Origin of the sequence: Rhodobacter sp. SGA-6-6, assembly GCF_011043545.1 — a bacterium.
Taxonomy (GTDB): Bacteria; Pseudomonadota; Alphaproteobacteria; order Rhodobacterales; family Rhodobacteraceae; genus Pseudogemmobacter.
This window is the reverse complement of the sequence record NZ_JAAKGP010000006.1, coordinates 145,210-161,672: the sequence shown is the minus strand read 5'-3', so window position 1 is coordinate 161,672 and position 16,463 is coordinate 145,210. Positions and strand designations below refer to the sequence as shown.

The following is a 16,463-nucleotide window of genomic DNA, read 5'->3' as shown; positions in this document are numbered from 1 at the left end:
ATGCTCTCCTACCAGCACGCCTATCACGCCGGGAACCTGGCCGATGTCCAGAAGCACGCGCTGCTGGCCTGGGTGCTGGATTACCTGACGCGCAAGGAGAAGCCGCTCAGCTATATCGAGACCCATGCCGGGCGGGGGCTCTACCGGCTGGGCGGGCCGGAAGCGCAGAAGACCGGGGAGGCGGCGCAGGGCATCCTCAAGCACGGCGGCTGGTTCGCCGAGGGCCATCCCTACCGCGAGCGGCTGGACGAGGTGCGGGCGATGTATGGCGCCGACGCCTATCCCGGCTCGCCGCTGATCGCCGCGCTCGGGCTGCGGGAAAGCGACAGCCTGCATCTGGCGGAGTTGCATCCGCAGGAACACGCGGCATTGGCCGAGACGCTCTCCTCCTGGGGGGCGCATGTCCACAAGGCGGACGGGCTGGACCTGGCGCTGGCGATCTGCCCGCCGACGCCGCGCCGCGGCCTCCTGCTCTGCGATCCCTCATACGAGGTGAAGGAGGATTACGACCGCATCCCCAGGGTCTTCGCGCAAGTCGCGCGGAAATGGAACGTCGGCATCCTGATCCTGTGGTATCCGATCCTGCGCGGGGCGCCGCACCTGCCGATGCTGCGCGCGCTGGAGGCGCAGCATCCCGGCCACCTGCGCCACGAGGTCCGCTTCCCCCCGGCGCGCGAGGGGCACCGGATGGAGGGCTCGGGCCTCTTCTTCGTCAACCCGCCTTGGGGGCTGGCGGAGGAGGCCGCCCGGCTGAGCGCGCTTTACGAGGGCCTGAGATGATCCGCTTCCACACCCTGGATGTCTTCACCGAGACGCCTTTCGCCGGCAACCCGCTGGCGGTGGTGCCGGGGGCGGACAGCCTGACCGCGGCGCAGATGCAGACCATCGCGCGCGAGTTCAACCTGTCGGAGACCATCTTCGTCATGGCCCCGCGCGACGCAGGCAATACCGCCCGGGTCCGCATCTTCTTCCCCACCGCCGAGATCCCCTTCGCCGGCCACCCGACCATCGGCTGCGCCATCCTGCTGGCGGAAGAGGCGCATCAAGGCGACTTCTCCGCCACGATCACGCTGGAGGAAGAGGCGGGGCTGGTCCCTGTCGCCGTCACCCGGCAGGGCGGGCGGACCCTCGCGGAACTGACCGCCCCGGTGGTCCCTTTCCCCGCCGGCGCCGCGCCCGATCCGGCGCTTATGGCCGCGGCGCTGGACCTTGCGCCGGAAGACCTCGGCCCGCACTCCCCCGGCTGTCACGAGGGCGGGCCGCGCTTCCTCTATGCCCCCGTCCGCAGTCTGGACGCCTTGGCCCGGGCCAGGCCGGTGGAGCCGCACTGGTCGCGGCTGATGGCGGCCCATGGCGTCGACAGCGCCTATCTCTACGCGCCGGGCGCGGATTGCGACTACCGCGCCCGCATGTTCAGCCCCACAGCCGGCATCCCGGAGGACCCGGCGACCGGATCGGCCACCGCGATCCTGGCCGCGCAGCTTCTGGCCAACGGCGCGATTGCGGACGGAACCACGGTCCTGACGCTGCACCAGGGGGTAGAGATGGGCCGCCCCTCCCTGCTGCGGCTGACCATCGAAGCGGCGGGCGGCGCGCTCACCCGCGTCCGCATCGCCGGCAGCGCGGTGCGGATCGGCGAAGGGCGCTTGCGGCTGCCGTGACGGCTGGCGCGCGCAGCGCAAAGCCCCTATCTTCCGCCCATGTTCGAGAATTTCCTCCGCCGTCTCCTCGCCCCCGAACCGCCCGCCCTGCCCGAGGCCGAGGCGCATCTGGCGCTGGCCGCGCTGATGGTGCGCGCCGCCCGCACCGACGGGCTTTACGCCGCCGAGGAGGTGGAGCGGATCGACCGGGTGCTGATGCAGGACCTGTCGATCGGCCCCTTCGAGGCGGCCAGGCTGCGGGCCGAGGCCGAGGTGCTGGAGGCCGAGGCCCCCGACACCGTGCGCTTCACCCGCGCCCTGAAGGCGGCGACGGCGCTGGAGGACCGCGCCCGGCTGGTGCAGGCGCTGTGGTCGGTGGCGCTGGCCGACGGCCTGCGCGAGGCCGAGGAGGACCGGCTGATGCGGCTGGTGGCGAACCTGCTGGGCCTGTCCGATGTCGAGAACGCGCAGGCGCGGCAGGCCGCCGAACGGGCGATGGGGCGGGAATGATCGCCAGCCTCGGCATGTATGACTTCGGCCCGGCGCAAGCGGCGAACGACCGGCTCTGGGCGCTGACCCGCGATGCCCTGCGGGCGGCGGGGCATCGGGCGCCCGAGGCGCTGACCCGCGGCGAGGGCGCCTATTGGCCGGCCTGGGAAGACCCCGGCCTGGTGCTGTCGCAGACCTGCGGCTATCCCTACCGCGCCCGGCTGCACGGGCATGTCACGCTGGTCGGCACCCCCGACTACGGCCTGCCCGGCTGCCCGCCCGGGCATTACCTCTCCGTCTTCGTCGCCCGCCGGGAGGACCCGCGCGAAACCCTGCGGGACTTCGCGGATGCCCCGATGGCCTTCAACGAGGACCTGTCGCAATCCGGCTGGGCCGGGCCGGCGCAGCACCTGCTGTCGCTGGGCCTGACGCCGCGCCCCGCGCTGCGCAGCGGCGGCCACCGGCTCTCGGTGCAGGCGGTGGCGGAGGGGCGGGCCGACCTGGCCGGGGTGGACGCGCTGACCTGGGCGATGCTGCAGGGGCAGGAGCCCGCCGCCGACCGGCTGAAGGTCGTCGCCGAGACCGCGCCGACCCCCGCCCTGCCCTATATCTCCGCCGCCGGCGCCGATGGCCCGTCGCTCTTCGCCGCGCTGCAAGGGGCCATCGCCGCGCTGGCGCCGGAGGACCGCGCAACCCTGCACCTGCGCGGGCTGGTGGCGATTCCCGCCGCGGCCTATCTGGCGGTTCCCACCCCGCCGCCGCCCCGGCACTTCGGCATGACGAATTGATCAAATCGACGCCACGGCAGGCTTTTCCGGGCTGAATCTCCGTTGCAATGCGGCGAAAACTGCGCCCTATTGAACCAAAGACAGCACCCGGACAGGCGCATCAGAACGCCGCCGGACCATCAGGGGAACCGAAGGGGAGCCATGGCCGACACCCCCGTCATCGAAATTCGCGACCTGCACAAGTCCTACGGCAACCTCGAGGTGCTGAAGGGCGTCGACCTGGTGGCGCCGCGCGGCAACGTGATCTCGCTGATCGGCTCCTCCGGGTCGGGCAAGTCCACGCTGCTGCGCTGTTGCAACCTCCTGGAGGACAGCCAGCAGGGCACCATCCGCTTCGAGGGCGAGGAGGTGCACTGGAAGGGCGCGGGCCACCACCGCCACCCGGCCGACCGGGCGCAGGTGACGCGCATCCGCACCAACCTGTCGATGGTGTTCCAGCAGTTCAACCTCTGGGCCCACATGACCATCCTGCAGAACGTGATGGAGGCGCCGGTGACGGTGCTGCGGCGCGACCCGAAGGAGGTGGAGGCCAAGGCGCGGGAATACCTTGCCAAGGTCGGCATCGCCGACAAGGCCGATGCCTGGCCGGCGCAGCTGTCGGGCGGCCAGCAGCAGCGCGCCGCCATCGCCCGGGCGCTGTGCATGGAGCCCCGGGCGCTCTTGTTCGACGAGCCGACCTCGGCGCTGGACCCCGAGCTGGAGCAGGAGGTCGTCCGGGTCATCAAGGCGCTGGCCGACGAGGGCCGCACCATGCTGCTGGTCACCCACGACATGAAGCTGGCCGCCGATTGCAGCGACCACGTGATCTTCCTGCACAAGGGCAGGATCGAGGAAGAGGGCGCGCCCGCCACCCTGTTCGGCAACCCGCAGACCGAACGGCTGCGCGGCTTCCTGTCGGCCACGGCGGCCTGATCCGATGGGCTGCTTCGCCTCCGTCTCTGCCCTCGGCGCCACGCTGACCCTTGCGGCGGCGGGCGACGGGCATGTGACCATCGGCACCGACGCCCCCTTCCCGCCCTACATGATCGTGGATGAGAACGGCGGCCTGACCGGCTTCGAGCAGCAGCTGATGGCGGAGATCTGCAGCCGCGAGCATCTGGCCTGCGACTGGCGGCGGGTGGCCTTCGAGGAGCTGATCCCCGGGGTGATGGACGGCCGTTTCGACGTGGTCCTGGGCGGCATGGCGATCACCCCGGAACGGCGGGCGCTGGTCGACTTCACCATCCCCTACCAGCAGACCGACGACACCGAATGGTTCGTCGGTCCCCCCGGCGCGCCCGCGCCGGACAGCGCCCATATCGCCGTGCAGTCCGGCACCCTGCACGAAGCCTGGCTGCGCGACGAGGGGCTGGACTACCGCGCCTACACCACCGAGGACCAGACCCTGCGGGCGGTGGAGGGCGGCGCCGCCGACCTGGCCTTCGGCCCCTTCGAGATCCGCCCCGACCTCGCGCCCCGCTTCGCGGCCGGGGGGCTGGACCTGCTTTATGAGGTGCAGATCGGCGACGAGGGCACCGCCATGGCGGTCTGCAAGGGCAACGACGACCTTCTGGCCCGGCTGAACGGCGCGATCCGCGCCATGCAGGCCGACGGCACCATCGCCACACTCGAATCCCGCTGGTTCTGAAGATGGAACCGGCGGCCGCGACAACCGAAGCAAACCAACGGGAGACCCTGATGAAAAAGCTGCTTCTCACCGCCGCCGTGCTGACGCTCGGCACCTCCGCCCTGGCCCAGGATGTCGTCCGCATGGGCACCGAGGGCGCCTACCCTCCCTACAACTTCATCAACGACGCCGGCGAGGTCGCCGGTTTCGAGCGCGAGCTGGGGGATGAACTCTGCAAGCGCGCCGGGCTGACCTGCACCTGGGCGACCAACGACTGGGATTCGATCATCCCCAACCTGCAATCGGGCAACTACGACCTGATCATCGCCGGGATGAGCGTCACCGACGAGCGCAAGGCGGTGATCGACTTCAGCGAGCCCTACCTGCCGAACTCGCCCTCGGCCTATCTGGCGCTGACGCCGGATGTCGACCTGACCTCCGGCCCGATCGCCGCGCAGACCGGCACCATCCAGGCCGCCTTCGTGGCCGAGAACGGGATGCAGGTGGTGGAATACGCCACGCCCGAGGAAACCGTCGCCGCGGTGAAGAACGGCGAGGCCGTGGCCGTGCTGGCCGACAAGGACTATCTCGCCCCGGTGGCGGCTGAATCCGGCGGCGAGCTGGTGCTGCTGGAGAAGGAGGAATCCATCGGCGGCGGCATCGGCATCGGCTTCCGCAAGTCGGACGGCGAGCTGCGCGGCAAGTTCGACGCGGCGATCAAGTCGATGAAATGCGACGGCACGCTGGATGCGATGATCCTGAAGCCGGAATATTTCGGCCCCGAGTCCATCCACTGGGGCGAAGAAGGCAAGCAGGGCTGCTGAGCCTGCCGGGGCCGGGGCGGCGCTGTCCGCCCCGGCCCCCTTGTCTTCGCCGAACCTCCTGACCCACGGATTTTCGTCGAAAATCCGCCTGCCGAACGGACCCGCCGATGTTCGATGCCTGCGCCGATCCGAAATCCATCGAGGGCCTGACCTGGGCCTTCTGCTACCTGACTTCGGCCAAGCATCTGGACTTCTACCGTTCCTTCCTGACCGTGATCGCGCTTCTCGCCATCACCGCGCCCGTCGCCCTTGCCATGGGCTTCGCCGGCGCCACCGCGGCGCGGTCGCATATCCCGCCGGTCAGTTGGCTGGGCCGCACCTATATCTGGATGGTGCGCGGGGTGCCGGACATCGTGTTCTTCCTGTTCTTCGTCATCGCGCTGGACCAGATGATCGAATGGACCAAGCACCAGTTCGTCTGCCCCGACTGGTCCGAGCCGATCCGCCAGGGCCTTGAATTCAAGGTCTGCCCGCAGGCCAAGGTGCCGCTCGGCGCCTCGGCGCAGATCTGGCACCAGGCCTATGGCTTCCTGCTGGCCGTCGTCACCTTCGCCATCGTCTTCGGCGCCTTCGCCGCCAACGTGCTTTACGGCGCGATGAACGCGGTGCCGCGGGCGCAGCTGGAAACCGCCGAGGCCTATGGCATGAGCCACCGCCAGGTGTTCCGCCGCGTGCTGGTGCCGCAGATGTGGGTCTATGCGCTGCCGGGCCTCGGCAACCTGTGGATGATCCTGATCAAGGCCACGCCCTTGCTGTTCCTGCTGGGCGTCAAGGACATCGTCTACTACGCCCGCGAGTTGGGCGGATCGAAGACCCAGGCCTACGAATACCCGCATGGCGACTGGCGGCTGTGGTATTTCCTCGGGTTGATGGTGTTCTATCTCTGCTGCACCCGCCTGTCCGAGATCGGCCTCGCCCGGCTGACCCGGCGGCTGAGCCACGGCCAGGCCACCGCGGCAGGCGAAGCGCTGAGGAAGGCCGCCGCATGACCTGCTGGGAAACCATCCAGGCCTATGGCCTGCGCTCCATCGGCATCGGCGAGAACCTGTTGCCGAAGACCGACTTCACCCTGTGCCAGCAGTTCACCCTGATCGGCTCGGGCCTGATCTGGAACATCTATTTCGGCGCGCTGGCGCTGTTCTTCGGCTTCTTCCTGGCCAATGCGGTGGCGCTGGCCAAGGCGGCGCGCAACCCCTGGGTCCGCAAGCCGGCCGAATGGTTCGTCTTCGTCTTCCGCGGCTCGCCGCTCTTCATCCAGTTCTTCCTGGCCTACGAGGCGCTGGTGCTGCTGCCCAAGGCCGGGATCGACATCCTCGGCCTGCACGTCAACACCTCCTGGACCACAAGGGCCTGGGCGGGGGCGCTGTTCGTGCTGTTCCTCAACACCGCCGCCTATTCGGCCGAAATCTTCTACGGCGCGCTGAAATCCATTCCGAAGGGCGACCTGGAGGCCGCCGAGGCCTATGGCCTGACCGGCTGGAACAGGTTCATCCGCATCGAATGGCCGACCATGCTGCGGCTCGGCTGGCCGGCCTATACCAACGAGGCGATCTTCCTGTTCCACGCCACCACGCTGGTGTTCTTCTCGGGCTTCCCGGCCTTCGCGCAGAAGGGCGACGCGCTCTATTACGCCAACTACTTCGCCGACAAGACCTTCAACCCCTTCGTGCCCTACCCCATCGTCGCCTTCTACTTCATCCTGCTGACGCTGGCGGTGACGGCGGTCTATGGCGCGGTCAACACGCGGCTGAACCGGCACCTGCCCTCGAACCGGCGGCAGAGAATCCGCTTGCGTCCGAACCTGATCCGGTAGTAGGTTACTTTTGATCAAATTATCCGGGCACCCGCCCGGACCCACGGGCAAAGCCGAAAACCAGGGCCCCGCGGGAAGGCGATCGAAACCAAGGGAAGGACCAAGGGCATGGTCCGAACTTGCGCATCAGGCGGGCCGCGGTGAAACCACCGGCGGCTGCGGGCGCGGGGACCGTGCCTTTCCTGATTTGACATGATGAAGGACTGGCTCAGAAAGCACCCCGACGTGCGGACCATTCGCGTGGCCGCCGCCGATCTCAACGGACAGGCCCGCGGCAAGCGCGTCCCCGCCCGCTTCGCCGACAAGGTGGTGAAGGACGGAACCCGCTTCCCCTTCTCCGTCCTGAACCTCGACATCTGGGGCGAGGACATCGACGACAGCCCGCTGGTGTTCGAACAGGGCGACCAGGACGGCGTGCTGAAACCCACCGAACGCGGCTTCATGCCAATGCCCTGGCTGGAGGCGCCGACCGCCCTGCTGCCGATCTGGATGTTCCGCGAGAACGGCCAGCCCTACGAGGGCGATCCCCGCCACGCGCTGCGCGCCGTGGTCGACCGCTACAAGGCCCGCGGCCTGACCCCGGTCTGCGCGATGGAGCTGGAATTCTTCCTGATCGACGACAGCGGCAAGACCATGCAGGTCCCCGCCTCGCCGCGGTCGGGCAAGCGGCGCAAGGCGGCGGAAACGCTGTCGATCCGGGCGCTGGACGCCTTCGACACCTTCTTCACCGATCTCTACGACGCCTGCGAGGCGATGGACATCCCGGCCGACACCACCACATCGGAAACCGGACTCGGGCAGTTCGAGGTCAACCTGATGCATTGCGACGACGCCTTGCGCGCCGCCGACGATGCCTGGCTGTTCAAGATGCTGGTCAAGGGGCTGGCGCGCCGCCACGGCTTCGCCGCCAGCTTCATGGCCAAGCCCTATGCCGATTACTCCGGCTCGGGCCTGCACACCCATTTCTCGATCCTCGACGAGAAGGGCGAGAACATCTTCGACTCGGGCGGCCCCAAGGGCACCGCGCAGCTGCGTCATGCCATCGCCGGATGCCTGTCGGCGATGCACGATTCCACCCTGCTGTTCGCGCCGCATTTCAACAGCTACGAGCGGCTGGTGCCCGACAAGCACGCCCCCACCGCCATCAGCTGGGGCTACGAGAACCGCACCTCGGCCATCCGCATCCCCGCCGGAAATCCGGCGGCGCGGCGGATCGAGCACCGGGTCGCGGGCGGCGACGTGAACCCCTATCTGATGCTGGCCGCCATCCTGGGCGCCGCGCTGACCGGGCTGGAGGATGCGGTCGAGCCGCCGCCGCCGGTCACCGGCAACGCCTATGCGATGGACCTGCCGCAGATTCCCGCCACTTGGGAAGCCGCCATCGACGCCTTCGAGAACTCGGACATCCTCTACCGCTTCCTGCCCAAGGAGATCATCCGCAACCTGGTGCAGACCAAGCGGCAGGAGGTGCATTACATCGCCGAGCTGACCCCCGAGGAGCGGGTGGAACTCTATCTCGACACGGTCTGAGCGGCTCTTCCGGCGCCTTCGGCTTGTCGTCGCCCGCGCGAGGAGAAGCCGAAGGCGAACGACGCGCCCGCTCAATCCCTCTTGACCGCCGCCCCCCACACGACCCACCTTGAAGAAAAACCAGGGAAACAAAGATGCAGATCGGCATCCTCCAGACCGGCGAATCCCCCGACGCCCTGCGCGCCGACATGGGCGACTACCCGGATTTCTTCGAGACCCTGCTGGCGGGCCGCGGCCTGACCTTCCGCCGCTGGCCGGTGCTGCGGAACGACTTCCCCGACAGCGTGACGGAATGCGAGGGTTGGCTGATCACCGGCTCGCGCTTCGGCGCCTATGAGGACCATCCCTGGATTCCGCCCTTGGAAGACTTCATCCGCAAGGCCTATGCCGCCCGCGTCCCGGTGGTCGGCATCTGCTTCGGCCACCAGATCATCGCCCAGGCCATGGGCGGCAAGGTGCAGAAATACGGCGGCGGCTGGTCGGTCGGCCCCACCGAATACGACTTCGGCGACGAGAAGATCACGCTGAACGCCTGGCACCAGGACCAGGTGGTGGAAAAGCCGGAAGGCGCGCAGGTGGTGGCCTCCACCCCCTTCTGCGAGAACGCCGCCCTTCTCTACGACGACCGGATGTTCTCGGTCCAGCCGCACCCGGAATTCCGCAAGGAATTCATGGAAGGGCTGATCAAGTATCGCGGCCCCGGCCTGGTGCCCGATGGCACCCTGGCCGAGGCCAAGGCCCGGATCGACACGCCGCTGGACAGCCCGAAGATGGCGGACCGGATCGCCCGGTTCTTCCTTGACCACCAGACCAAAACCAAAGCCAAGCCCACTGGGGCCGAGAAGCTCCGCGCCTGATCCCGGGCCGCGGGGGCCACCCCCAACCATAGTGTGACCCATGTCCAAATGGACCGAACAGCTGCCCGAGGCGGCGCGCGACTACATCGGCAACCGCCGGGTGGACGAAGTGGAATGCATCATCGGCGACATCGCCGGGGTGGCGCGCGGCAAGGCGATGCCCGCCGCGAAATTCGCCAAGCAGACCAATTATTTCCTGCCCAACTCGATCTTCCTTCAGACCATCACCGGCGAATGGGCCGACAACCCGTTCGACGCCTTCACCGAACCCGACATGATCCTGGAGCCGGACTGGTCCACCGCCACCGCCGCGCCCTGGACCGCCGACATCACCCTGCAGGTGATCCACGACGCCAAGGACCAGGAGGGCAACCTGGTCCCCTTCTCGCCGCGCAACGTGCTGCGCCGCGTCCTGGCGCTCTACGAGGCGCAGGGCTGGCGCCCCGTGGTCGCGCCGGAGATGGAGTTCTTCCTGACCGCCCGCAACACCGACCCCAACATGCCGGTGATCCCGCCGATGGGCCGCTCGGGCCGCCGGGCGGCGGGCAAGCAGGCCTATTCGATGTCGGCGGTGGACGAATACGGCAAGGTCATCGACGACATCTACGACTTCGCCGAGGCGCAGGGGCTGGAGATCGACGGCATCCTGCAGGAAGGCGGCGCCGGGCAGGTGGAGTTGAACCTCGCCCATGGCGACCCGCTGGAACTGGCCGACCATGTGTTCTTCTTCAAGCGGCTGATCCGCGAGGCGGCGCTGCGCCACGACTGCTTCGCCACCTTCATGGCCAAGCCGATCGCCGACGAACCCGGCAGCGCCATGCACATCCACACCTCGGTGGTGGACACGAAGACCGGCAAGAACATCTTCTCCGGCCCGAAGGGGGTGGAGACCGAGGCCTTCCTGCATTTCATCGGCGGGATGCAGAAGCACCTCGGCGCCGCGGTGGCGCTGTTCGCGCCCTACGTGAACAGCTACCGCCGCTATGTCCCCGACTTCGCGGCGCCGATCAACCTGGAATGGGGCCGCGACAACCGCACCACCGGGCTGCGCATCCCGATCTCCGGCTCCGCCGCGCGGCGGGTGGAGAACCGGCTGCCGGGGATGGACTGCAACCCCTATCTCGGCATCGCCTCGACCCTGGCCTGCGGCTATCTCGGCCTGATGAACAAGGTCGCGCCGCGGCCGGAATGCAAGGGCGACGCCTATTTCGACTCTGCCGAGATCCCGATCAACCTCGGCGACGCGCTGGACCTGCTGGACGAGGACGAGGCGCTGAAGGATGTGATGGGGCAGGAGTTCGCCAAGGTCTACGACTCGGTGAAGCGCAACGAATACAAGGAGTTCCTGCAAGTCATCAGCCCCTGGGAGCGCGAGCACCTGCTCCTGAACGTCTGATGGGCCTGAACCTTCTCCACGCCAACGACCGGGCGGGGGAATACCCCGCCAGCTACTACGCCGCCACCGCGGTGCCGCTGGAGCCCTTCGCGCCGCTGCAAGGCGAGACGACGGCGGATGTCTGCATCGTCGGCGGCGGCTATACCGGCCTCTCCGCCGCGCTGCACGTGGCGCAGAAGGGCCTCAGCGTGGTGCTGCTGGAAGCGCATCGCGTCGGCTTCGGCGCCTCGGGACGCAACGGCGGCCAGGTGGGGTCCGGCCAGCGGCAGGACCAGATCTGGATCGAGAAGGCCGTGGGCCGCGAAGACGCCCGCCGGCTGTGGGACATGGCCGAGGACGCCAAGGCGCTGGTCCGCGACCTGATCGAGGCCCACGCGATGGAGGGGGTGCATTGGCGCCCCGGCATCGCCCATGCCTGCTGGTCCGATGCCGAGGTCCGCGACCTGCACCTTTACGCCGAGAAGCTGCGCCGCGACTACGGCTACGAGCAGCTGGAGCCGCTGGACCGCGACGGCATAAGGGCGCTGATCGGCTCCGAGGTCTACAAGGGCGGCGAGATCGACCGCGGCGCGGCGCATCTCCACCCGCTGAACTACGCCATCGGGCTGGCGAAGGCCGCCGCCGCCGCGGGGGCGCGGCTGCACGAAGGCAGCGAGGTGCTGGAAATCCGCCAGGGCGCCAGGCCCCGCGTCGTCACCGCCGAAGGCGCCGTCACCTGCTCCACCATCCTGCTGGCGGGCAACGGCTATCTCGGCGGGCTGGAGCCGAAGGTGGCGGCGCGGGTGATGCCGATCAACAACTTCATCCTCGCCACCGAACCCCTGGGCGAACGGGCGAAGGAGATCCTCTCGGAACCTGTCGCCGCCCATGACACCAAATTCGTCGTCAACTACTGGCGGCTCTCCGAGGACAACCGGCTGCTGTTCGGCGGCGGCGAGAGCTACGGCTACCGCTTCCCCGATCTGGTCAGGACGGTGTCGAAGCCGATGCTGGAGGTCTATCCCCAGCTGAAGGGCGCCCGCATCGACTATGCTTGGGGCGGCACCCTGGCCATCACCCTGAACCGGATGCCCTGCTTCGCCCGCCCGCAGCCGAACGTGCTGTCGGCCTCGGGTTATTCCGGCCATGGCGTGGCGCTGGCGACGCTGGCCGGCAAGCTGCTGGCCGAGGCCGCCGCCGGCCGCTCCGCCGGCTTCGACCTGATGGCCGGGCTGCCTCAGCGCGGCTTCCCGGGCGGCGCGATGCTGCGCTGGCCGCTCCTGGTGCTGGCGATGACCTGGTTCTCCACCCGCGACCGCATCGGCTTCTGAAACGTCGCAGCGGGGGTTTCACACCCCCGCACCCCCGTGGAGTATTTCTGCCAAGATGAAGTCTAAGCTGCTTCATCTTGGCCCCAAATACTCTCGGGGGTCCGGGGGGCGAAGCGCCCCCGGGGCTGGTCCGACTCGACTCGGGACCCACGAAGGCCCATATCTTCACCATGTCGCTGCCCCCCGGTTTCCTCGACGAGTTGCGCACCCGCGTCTCGCTTTCCGCCGTCGTCGGGCGGAAGGTCACCTGGGACATGCGCAAGTCGAACATGGCCAAGGGCGACTGGTGGGCGCCCTGCCCCTTCCATCAGGAAAAGTCGGCCAGCTTCCACGTCGACGACCGCAAGGGCTATTACTACTGCTTCGGCTGCCAGGCGAAGGGCGATGCCGTCACCTTCGTGAAGGAGACCGCCAATCTGTCCTTCATGGAGGCGGTGGAGGAACTGGCGCGCGAGGCCGGCATGACCATGCCCGCCCGCGACCCAAAGGCCGCCGAGAAGGCCGACCGCCGCGCCCAGCTGGCGCAGGTGGTGGAAGAGGCGATCCGCTTCTACCGCCTGCAACTGAAGACCGGCGCCGGGGCCGAGGCGCGGCGTTATCTGCTTGAAAAACGCCGGCTGTCCGAGGCCGCCTGGGATCGCTGGGAAATCGGCTGGTCCCCCGACAACGCGCAGGCGGTCATCGAGGCGCTGGCGGCCAAGGGGTTTTCGCAGGAGCTGATGATCGCCTCCGGCGTGGTGGCGAAGACCGACTCGGGGAGGGTCTACGACCGCTTCCACAGCCGCATCATCTTCCCGATCCGCGACGCCCGCGGCCGGGCGATCTCCCTCGGCGGCCGCAGCCTCGACCCCAACGCCCGGGCGAAATACCTGAACGGGCCGGAGACGGACCTCTTCGACAAGGGCCGCAACCTGTTCAACCAGGGCCCGGCGCGCGAGGCGGCGGGCAAGGGCAAGCCGCTGATCGTCGCCGAAGGCTACATGGACGTGATCGCGCTGTCCGAGGCCGGCTTCACCGCCGCCGTCGCCCCGCTCGGCACCGCCGTCACCGAGGACCAGCTGCGGCTGATCTGGCGCATCGCCGACGAGCCGGTGATCGCGCTGGACGGCGATACCGCCGGGCTGCGGGCGGGGCTGCGGGTGGTGGACCTGGCCCTGCCGCTGCTGGAGGCCGGCAAGGCGCTGCGCTTCGCGCTGCTGCCCGGCGGGCAGGACCCGGACGACCTGATCAAGGCCCATGGCGCGCCGGCGATGCAGAAGGTGCTGGACGAGGCGCAGCCGATGGTGCGCCTGCTCTGGCAACGCGAGACCGAGGGCCGGGTCTTCGACAGTCCCGAGCGCAAGGCCGCGCTGGACAAGGCGCTGCGCGCCACGCTGAAGCGCATCGCCGACCCCTCGATCCGCGCCCATTACGGCGAGGAGATCAAGGAGCTGCGCTGGCAGCTCTTCGGCACCCGTCGCCCCGCCCCGCGCCGGGACCGGCCCTGGACCCCGGGTCAGAAACGCTTCCAGCCCGAACCGATGCCGACCGAGGGCACCCGCGCCTCCTGGCTCGCCACCGCGCCGGCGCCCGAGGATGCGCTGCGCGAGGCGGTGATCCTGGCCGCCCTTCTGCAGCGGCCCGCTCTGATCGCCCGCTTCGAGTCCGCATTGGAACGGCTGGAGTTTTCCACCGAGGACCACAACCGGCTGCTGAACCTCATCCTCACCCACGGCCCTGCGCAGGACTGCGCCGATCTGGTCCGCGCCGACAGCCCCGGCGCCCTTGACCGGCTGATGGCCAATCCCCATGTGCGGATCAACCCCGCCCTCCAGCCGCGCGCCGACGAGGATTTCGCCGCCGCCTGCATCGAGGAGGCGCTGGCCCGCCTGCAGGCCGACCGCGCCCACCGCGCGGAACTGGCCGAGGCGCAGCAGGATGTGGAGGGTCTGGCCGACGAGGGCCTGACCTGGCGCATCGGCAAGGCCGCCGAGGCCCGCGCCAGCGCCGCCCGAGGGCCGCAGGAACAGAAGTCCGAGGCGATAGTTGCCCCGAACGGAGTCGAACTGGACCGCGAGGAACTGGACCGCGCCCGCCGCCTGCGCGAGCAGATCGACTTCACCCGGGGCGGCAAAGCCCGGTTTTGAACCGTTCGCTGGGGTGATTCGGGATGCCCCCGCCTGTGATTCGCGTTATTGATCCGTCACCCGAACCTGATTCGCACCTGCAGGAGCAAGCATGGCCCTCAAGGACGCCGACGACGCCAAGCCCGACACCGAGGAACCGGATGTCTCGCTGGACATGAGCCAGGCCGCCGTCAAGAAGATGATCGCCGACGCCAAGGAGCGCGGCTACATCACCTACGACCAGTTGAACCAGCACATGCCGCCCGAGCAGGTGTCCTCGGAACAGATCGAGGACGTGATGTCGATGCTGTCGGAGATGGGCATCAACGTCATCGAGGATGAAGAGATCGAGGAGGGCGAGCCTGCCGCCGCGGGCGAGCTGGTGGAAACCTCCACCTCGCGCGAGGTCGCCATCGCCGGCACCGCCTCCGAGACGCTGGACCGCACCGACGACCCGGTGCGGATGTATCTGCGCGAGATGGGCTCGGTCGAGCTGCTGAGCCGCGAGGGCGAGATCGCCATCGCCAAGCGGATCGAGGCCGGCCGCAACACCATGATCGCGGGCCTCTGCGAAAGCCCGCTGACCTTCCAGGCCATCACCATCTGGCGCGACGAACTGCTGTCCGAGGAAATCCTCCTGCGCGACGTGATCGACCTGGAGGCCACCTTCGGCCGCAGCCTGGACGGCGACGAGGAGTTGGAAGGCCCGCAGCTGGACGAGATGGCCGTGGGCGGCCCCGCCCCCCGCCGCGCCGGCGAGGAGCCGGAGCTGGACGCCGACGGCAATCCGATCCTGCGCGAGGATGACGGCGACGAGGACGACGAGGCCTCGAACATGTCGCTGGCGGCGATGGAGGCCGCGCTGAAGCCGAAGGTGCTGGAGACGCTGGAGATCATCGCCCGCGACTACGGCCGCTTGGCCGAGATGCAGGACAGCCGGATGAACGCCGCGCTGTCGTCGTCGAGCCGCTTCTCCACCTCGGAAGAGGCCGCTTACCAGAAGCTGCGGTCCGAGATCGTGCTGCTGGTGAACGAGCTGCACTTGAACAATTCGCGCATCGAGGCGCTGATCGACCAGCTTTACGGCATCAACAAACGCATCATGTCGATCAATTCCGGCATGGTGAAGCTGGCCGACGCCGCCCGGATCAACCGGCGCGAGTTCATCGACGAATACCAGGGCTACGAACTGGACCCGACCTGGCTGGACCGCATGGCGGCGAAGTCGGGCCGCGGCTGGCAGGCGCTGCTGGAACGCTCACGGGCGCAGATCGAGGATCTGCGGGCCGAGATGGCGCAGGTCGGGCAATATGTCGGCGTCGACATCAGCGAATTCCGCCGGATCGTGAACCAGGTCCAGAAGGGCGAAAAAGAGGCGCGGCAGGCAAAGAAGGAAATGGTCGAAGCGAACCTTCGGCTGGTGATCTCCATCGCCAAGAAATATACCAACCGCGGGCTGCAATTCCTTGATCTCATTCAGGAAGGCAACATCGGCCTGATGAAGGCGGTGGACAAGTTCGAGTATCGCCGCGGCTACAAGTTTTCCACTTATGCGACATGGTGGATCCGGCAGGCGATCACGCGCAGCATCGCCGACCAGGCCCGCACGATCCGCATCCCGGTCCACATGATCGAGACGATCAACAAGCTGGTCCGCACCGGCCGCCAGATGCTGCACGAGATCGGCCGCGAGCCGACGCCGGAGGAACTGGCCGAGAAGCTGCAGATGCCGCTGGAGAAGGTCCGCAAGGTGATGAAGATCGCCAAGGAGCCGATCTCGCTGGAGACCCCGATCGGCGACGAGGAGGATTCGCAGCTCGGCGACTTCATCGAGGACAAGAACGCGATCCTGCCGCTGGATTCCGCCATTCAGGAGAACCTGAAGGAGACCACGACCCGGGTGCTGGCCTCCCTGACCCCGCGCGAGGAACGGGTGCTGCGGATGCGCTTCGGCATCGGTATGAACACCGACCACACGCTGGAGGAAGTGGGCCAGCAGTTCAGCGTGACCCGGGAACGCATCCGGCAGATCGAGGCCAAGGCGCTGCGGAAGCTGAAGCACCCGTCGCGGAGCCGGAAGCTGCGCAGCTTCCTGGATCAGTGAA

At 68.4% G+C, this 16,463-nt stretch carries 15 protein-coding genes; all 15 read left to right on the top strand.

Annotation, left to right across the window (positions count from 1 at the left end; all coding sequences use genetic code 11):
- Window positions 1–780 (top strand): 23S rRNA (adenine(2030)-N(6))-methyltransferase RlmJ, encoded by a 780-nt coding sequence (gene rlmJ / locus G5B31_RS13090; RefSeq protein ID WP_165018352.1) that lies wholly within the window; start codon window positions 1–3, stop codon window positions 778–780.
- Window positions 777–1,661: a PhzF family phenazine biosynthesis protein gene (locus tag G5B31_RS13085; RefSeq protein WP_165018350.1), complete on the top strand. Its 885-nt coding sequence runs from the start codon at window positions 777–779 to the stop codon at window positions 1,659–1,661. The genes rlmJ and G5B31_RS13085 overlap by 4 nt, the downstream gene beginning before the upstream one ends.
- A 39-nt stretch (window positions 1,662–1,700) precedes the next feature.
- Complete coding sequence (locus G5B31_RS13080; protein ID WP_165018348.1) at window positions 1,701–2,150, top strand: TerB family tellurite resistance protein; 450 nt, start codon at window positions 1,701–1,703, stop codon at window positions 2,148–2,150.
- The gene (locus G5B31_RS13075; protein WP_165018346.1) at window positions 2,147–2,917 is read left to right on the top strand and encodes a phosphate/phosphite/phosphonate ABC transporter substrate-binding protein; all 771 of its coding nucleotides are present in this window, start codon (window positions 2,147–2,149) and stop codon (window positions 2,915–2,917) included. The genes G5B31_RS13080 and G5B31_RS13075 overlap by 4 nt, the downstream gene beginning before the upstream one ends.
- A gap of 141 nt (window positions 2,918–3,058) precedes the next feature.
- A complete protein-coding gene (locus G5B31_RS13070; protein ID WP_165018344.1) occupies window positions 3,059–3,829 on the top strand; it encodes an ABC transporter ATP-binding protein in 771 nt (256 codons plus the stop codon).
- A 4-nt stretch (window positions 3,830–3,833) separates the two neighbouring features.
- Complete coding sequence (locus G5B31_RS13065) at window positions 3,834–4,544, top strand: transporter substrate-binding domain-containing protein (protein WP_165018342.1); 711 nt, start codon at window positions 3,834–3,836, stop codon at window positions 4,542–4,544.
- A gap of 50 nt (window positions 4,545–4,594) precedes the next feature.
- Window positions 4,595–5,347 (top strand): transporter substrate-binding domain-containing protein, encoded by a 753-nt coding sequence (locus tag G5B31_RS13060; RefSeq protein WP_165018340.1) that lies wholly within the window; start codon window positions 4,595–4,597, stop codon window positions 5,345–5,347.
- A 107-nt stretch (window positions 5,348–5,454) separates the two neighbouring features.
- Window positions 5,455–6,336 carry an ABC transporter permease gene (locus tag G5B31_RS13055; protein ID WP_165018338.1) on the top strand — a complete coding sequence of 294 codons (882 nt, stop codon included), beginning with the start codon at window positions 5,455–5,457 and terminating at the stop codon, window positions 6,334–6,336.
- On the top strand, window positions 6,333–7,160 hold the full coding sequence (locus G5B31_RS13050) for an ABC transporter permease (RefSeq protein ID WP_165018336.1): 828 nt from the start codon (window positions 6,333–6,335) through the stop codon (window positions 7,158–7,160). The genes G5B31_RS13055 and G5B31_RS13050 overlap by 4 nt, the downstream gene beginning before the upstream one ends.
- 195 nt (window positions 7,161–7,355) lie before the next feature.
- Entirely contained in the window at window positions 7,356–8,690 is a 1,335-nt protein-coding gene (locus G5B31_RS13045) for a glutamine synthetase family protein (RefSeq protein WP_165018575.1), read from the top strand.
- A 134-nt stretch (window positions 8,691–8,824) separates the two neighbouring features.
- Entirely contained in the window at window positions 8,825–9,547 is a 723-nt protein-coding gene (locus G5B31_RS13040; protein ID WP_165018334.1) for a type 1 glutamine amidotransferase, read from the top strand.
- Window positions 9,548–9,587: 40 nt separating this feature from the next.
- Window positions 9,588–10,943 (top strand): glutamine synthetase family protein, encoded by a 1,356-nt coding sequence (locus tag G5B31_RS13035; RefSeq protein WP_165018332.1) that lies wholly within the window; start codon window positions 9,588–9,590, stop codon window positions 10,941–10,943.
- Between the two features lie 5 nt (window positions 10,944–10,948).
- Window positions 10,949–12,253, top strand: a complete 1,305-nt coding sequence (locus tag G5B31_RS13030) for an FAD-binding oxidoreductase (RefSeq protein WP_165018573.1) — start codon at window positions 10,949–10,951, stop codon at window positions 12,251–12,253.
- A gap of 170 nt (window positions 12,254–12,423) precedes the next feature.
- Complete coding sequence (gene dnaG, locus G5B31_RS13025) at window positions 12,424–14,379, top strand: DNA primase (RefSeq protein WP_165018330.1); 1,956 nt, start codon at window positions 12,424–12,426, stop codon at window positions 14,377–14,379.
- A 91-nt stretch (window positions 14,380–14,470) separates the two neighbouring features.
- Window positions 14,471–16,462 carry an RNA polymerase sigma factor RpoD gene (gene rpoD, locus G5B31_RS13020; RefSeq protein WP_165018328.1) on the top strand — a complete coding sequence of 664 codons (1,992 nt, stop codon included), beginning with the start codon at window positions 14,471–14,473 and terminating at the stop codon, window positions 16,460–16,462.
- Window position 16,463: the final 1 nt, after the last annotated feature.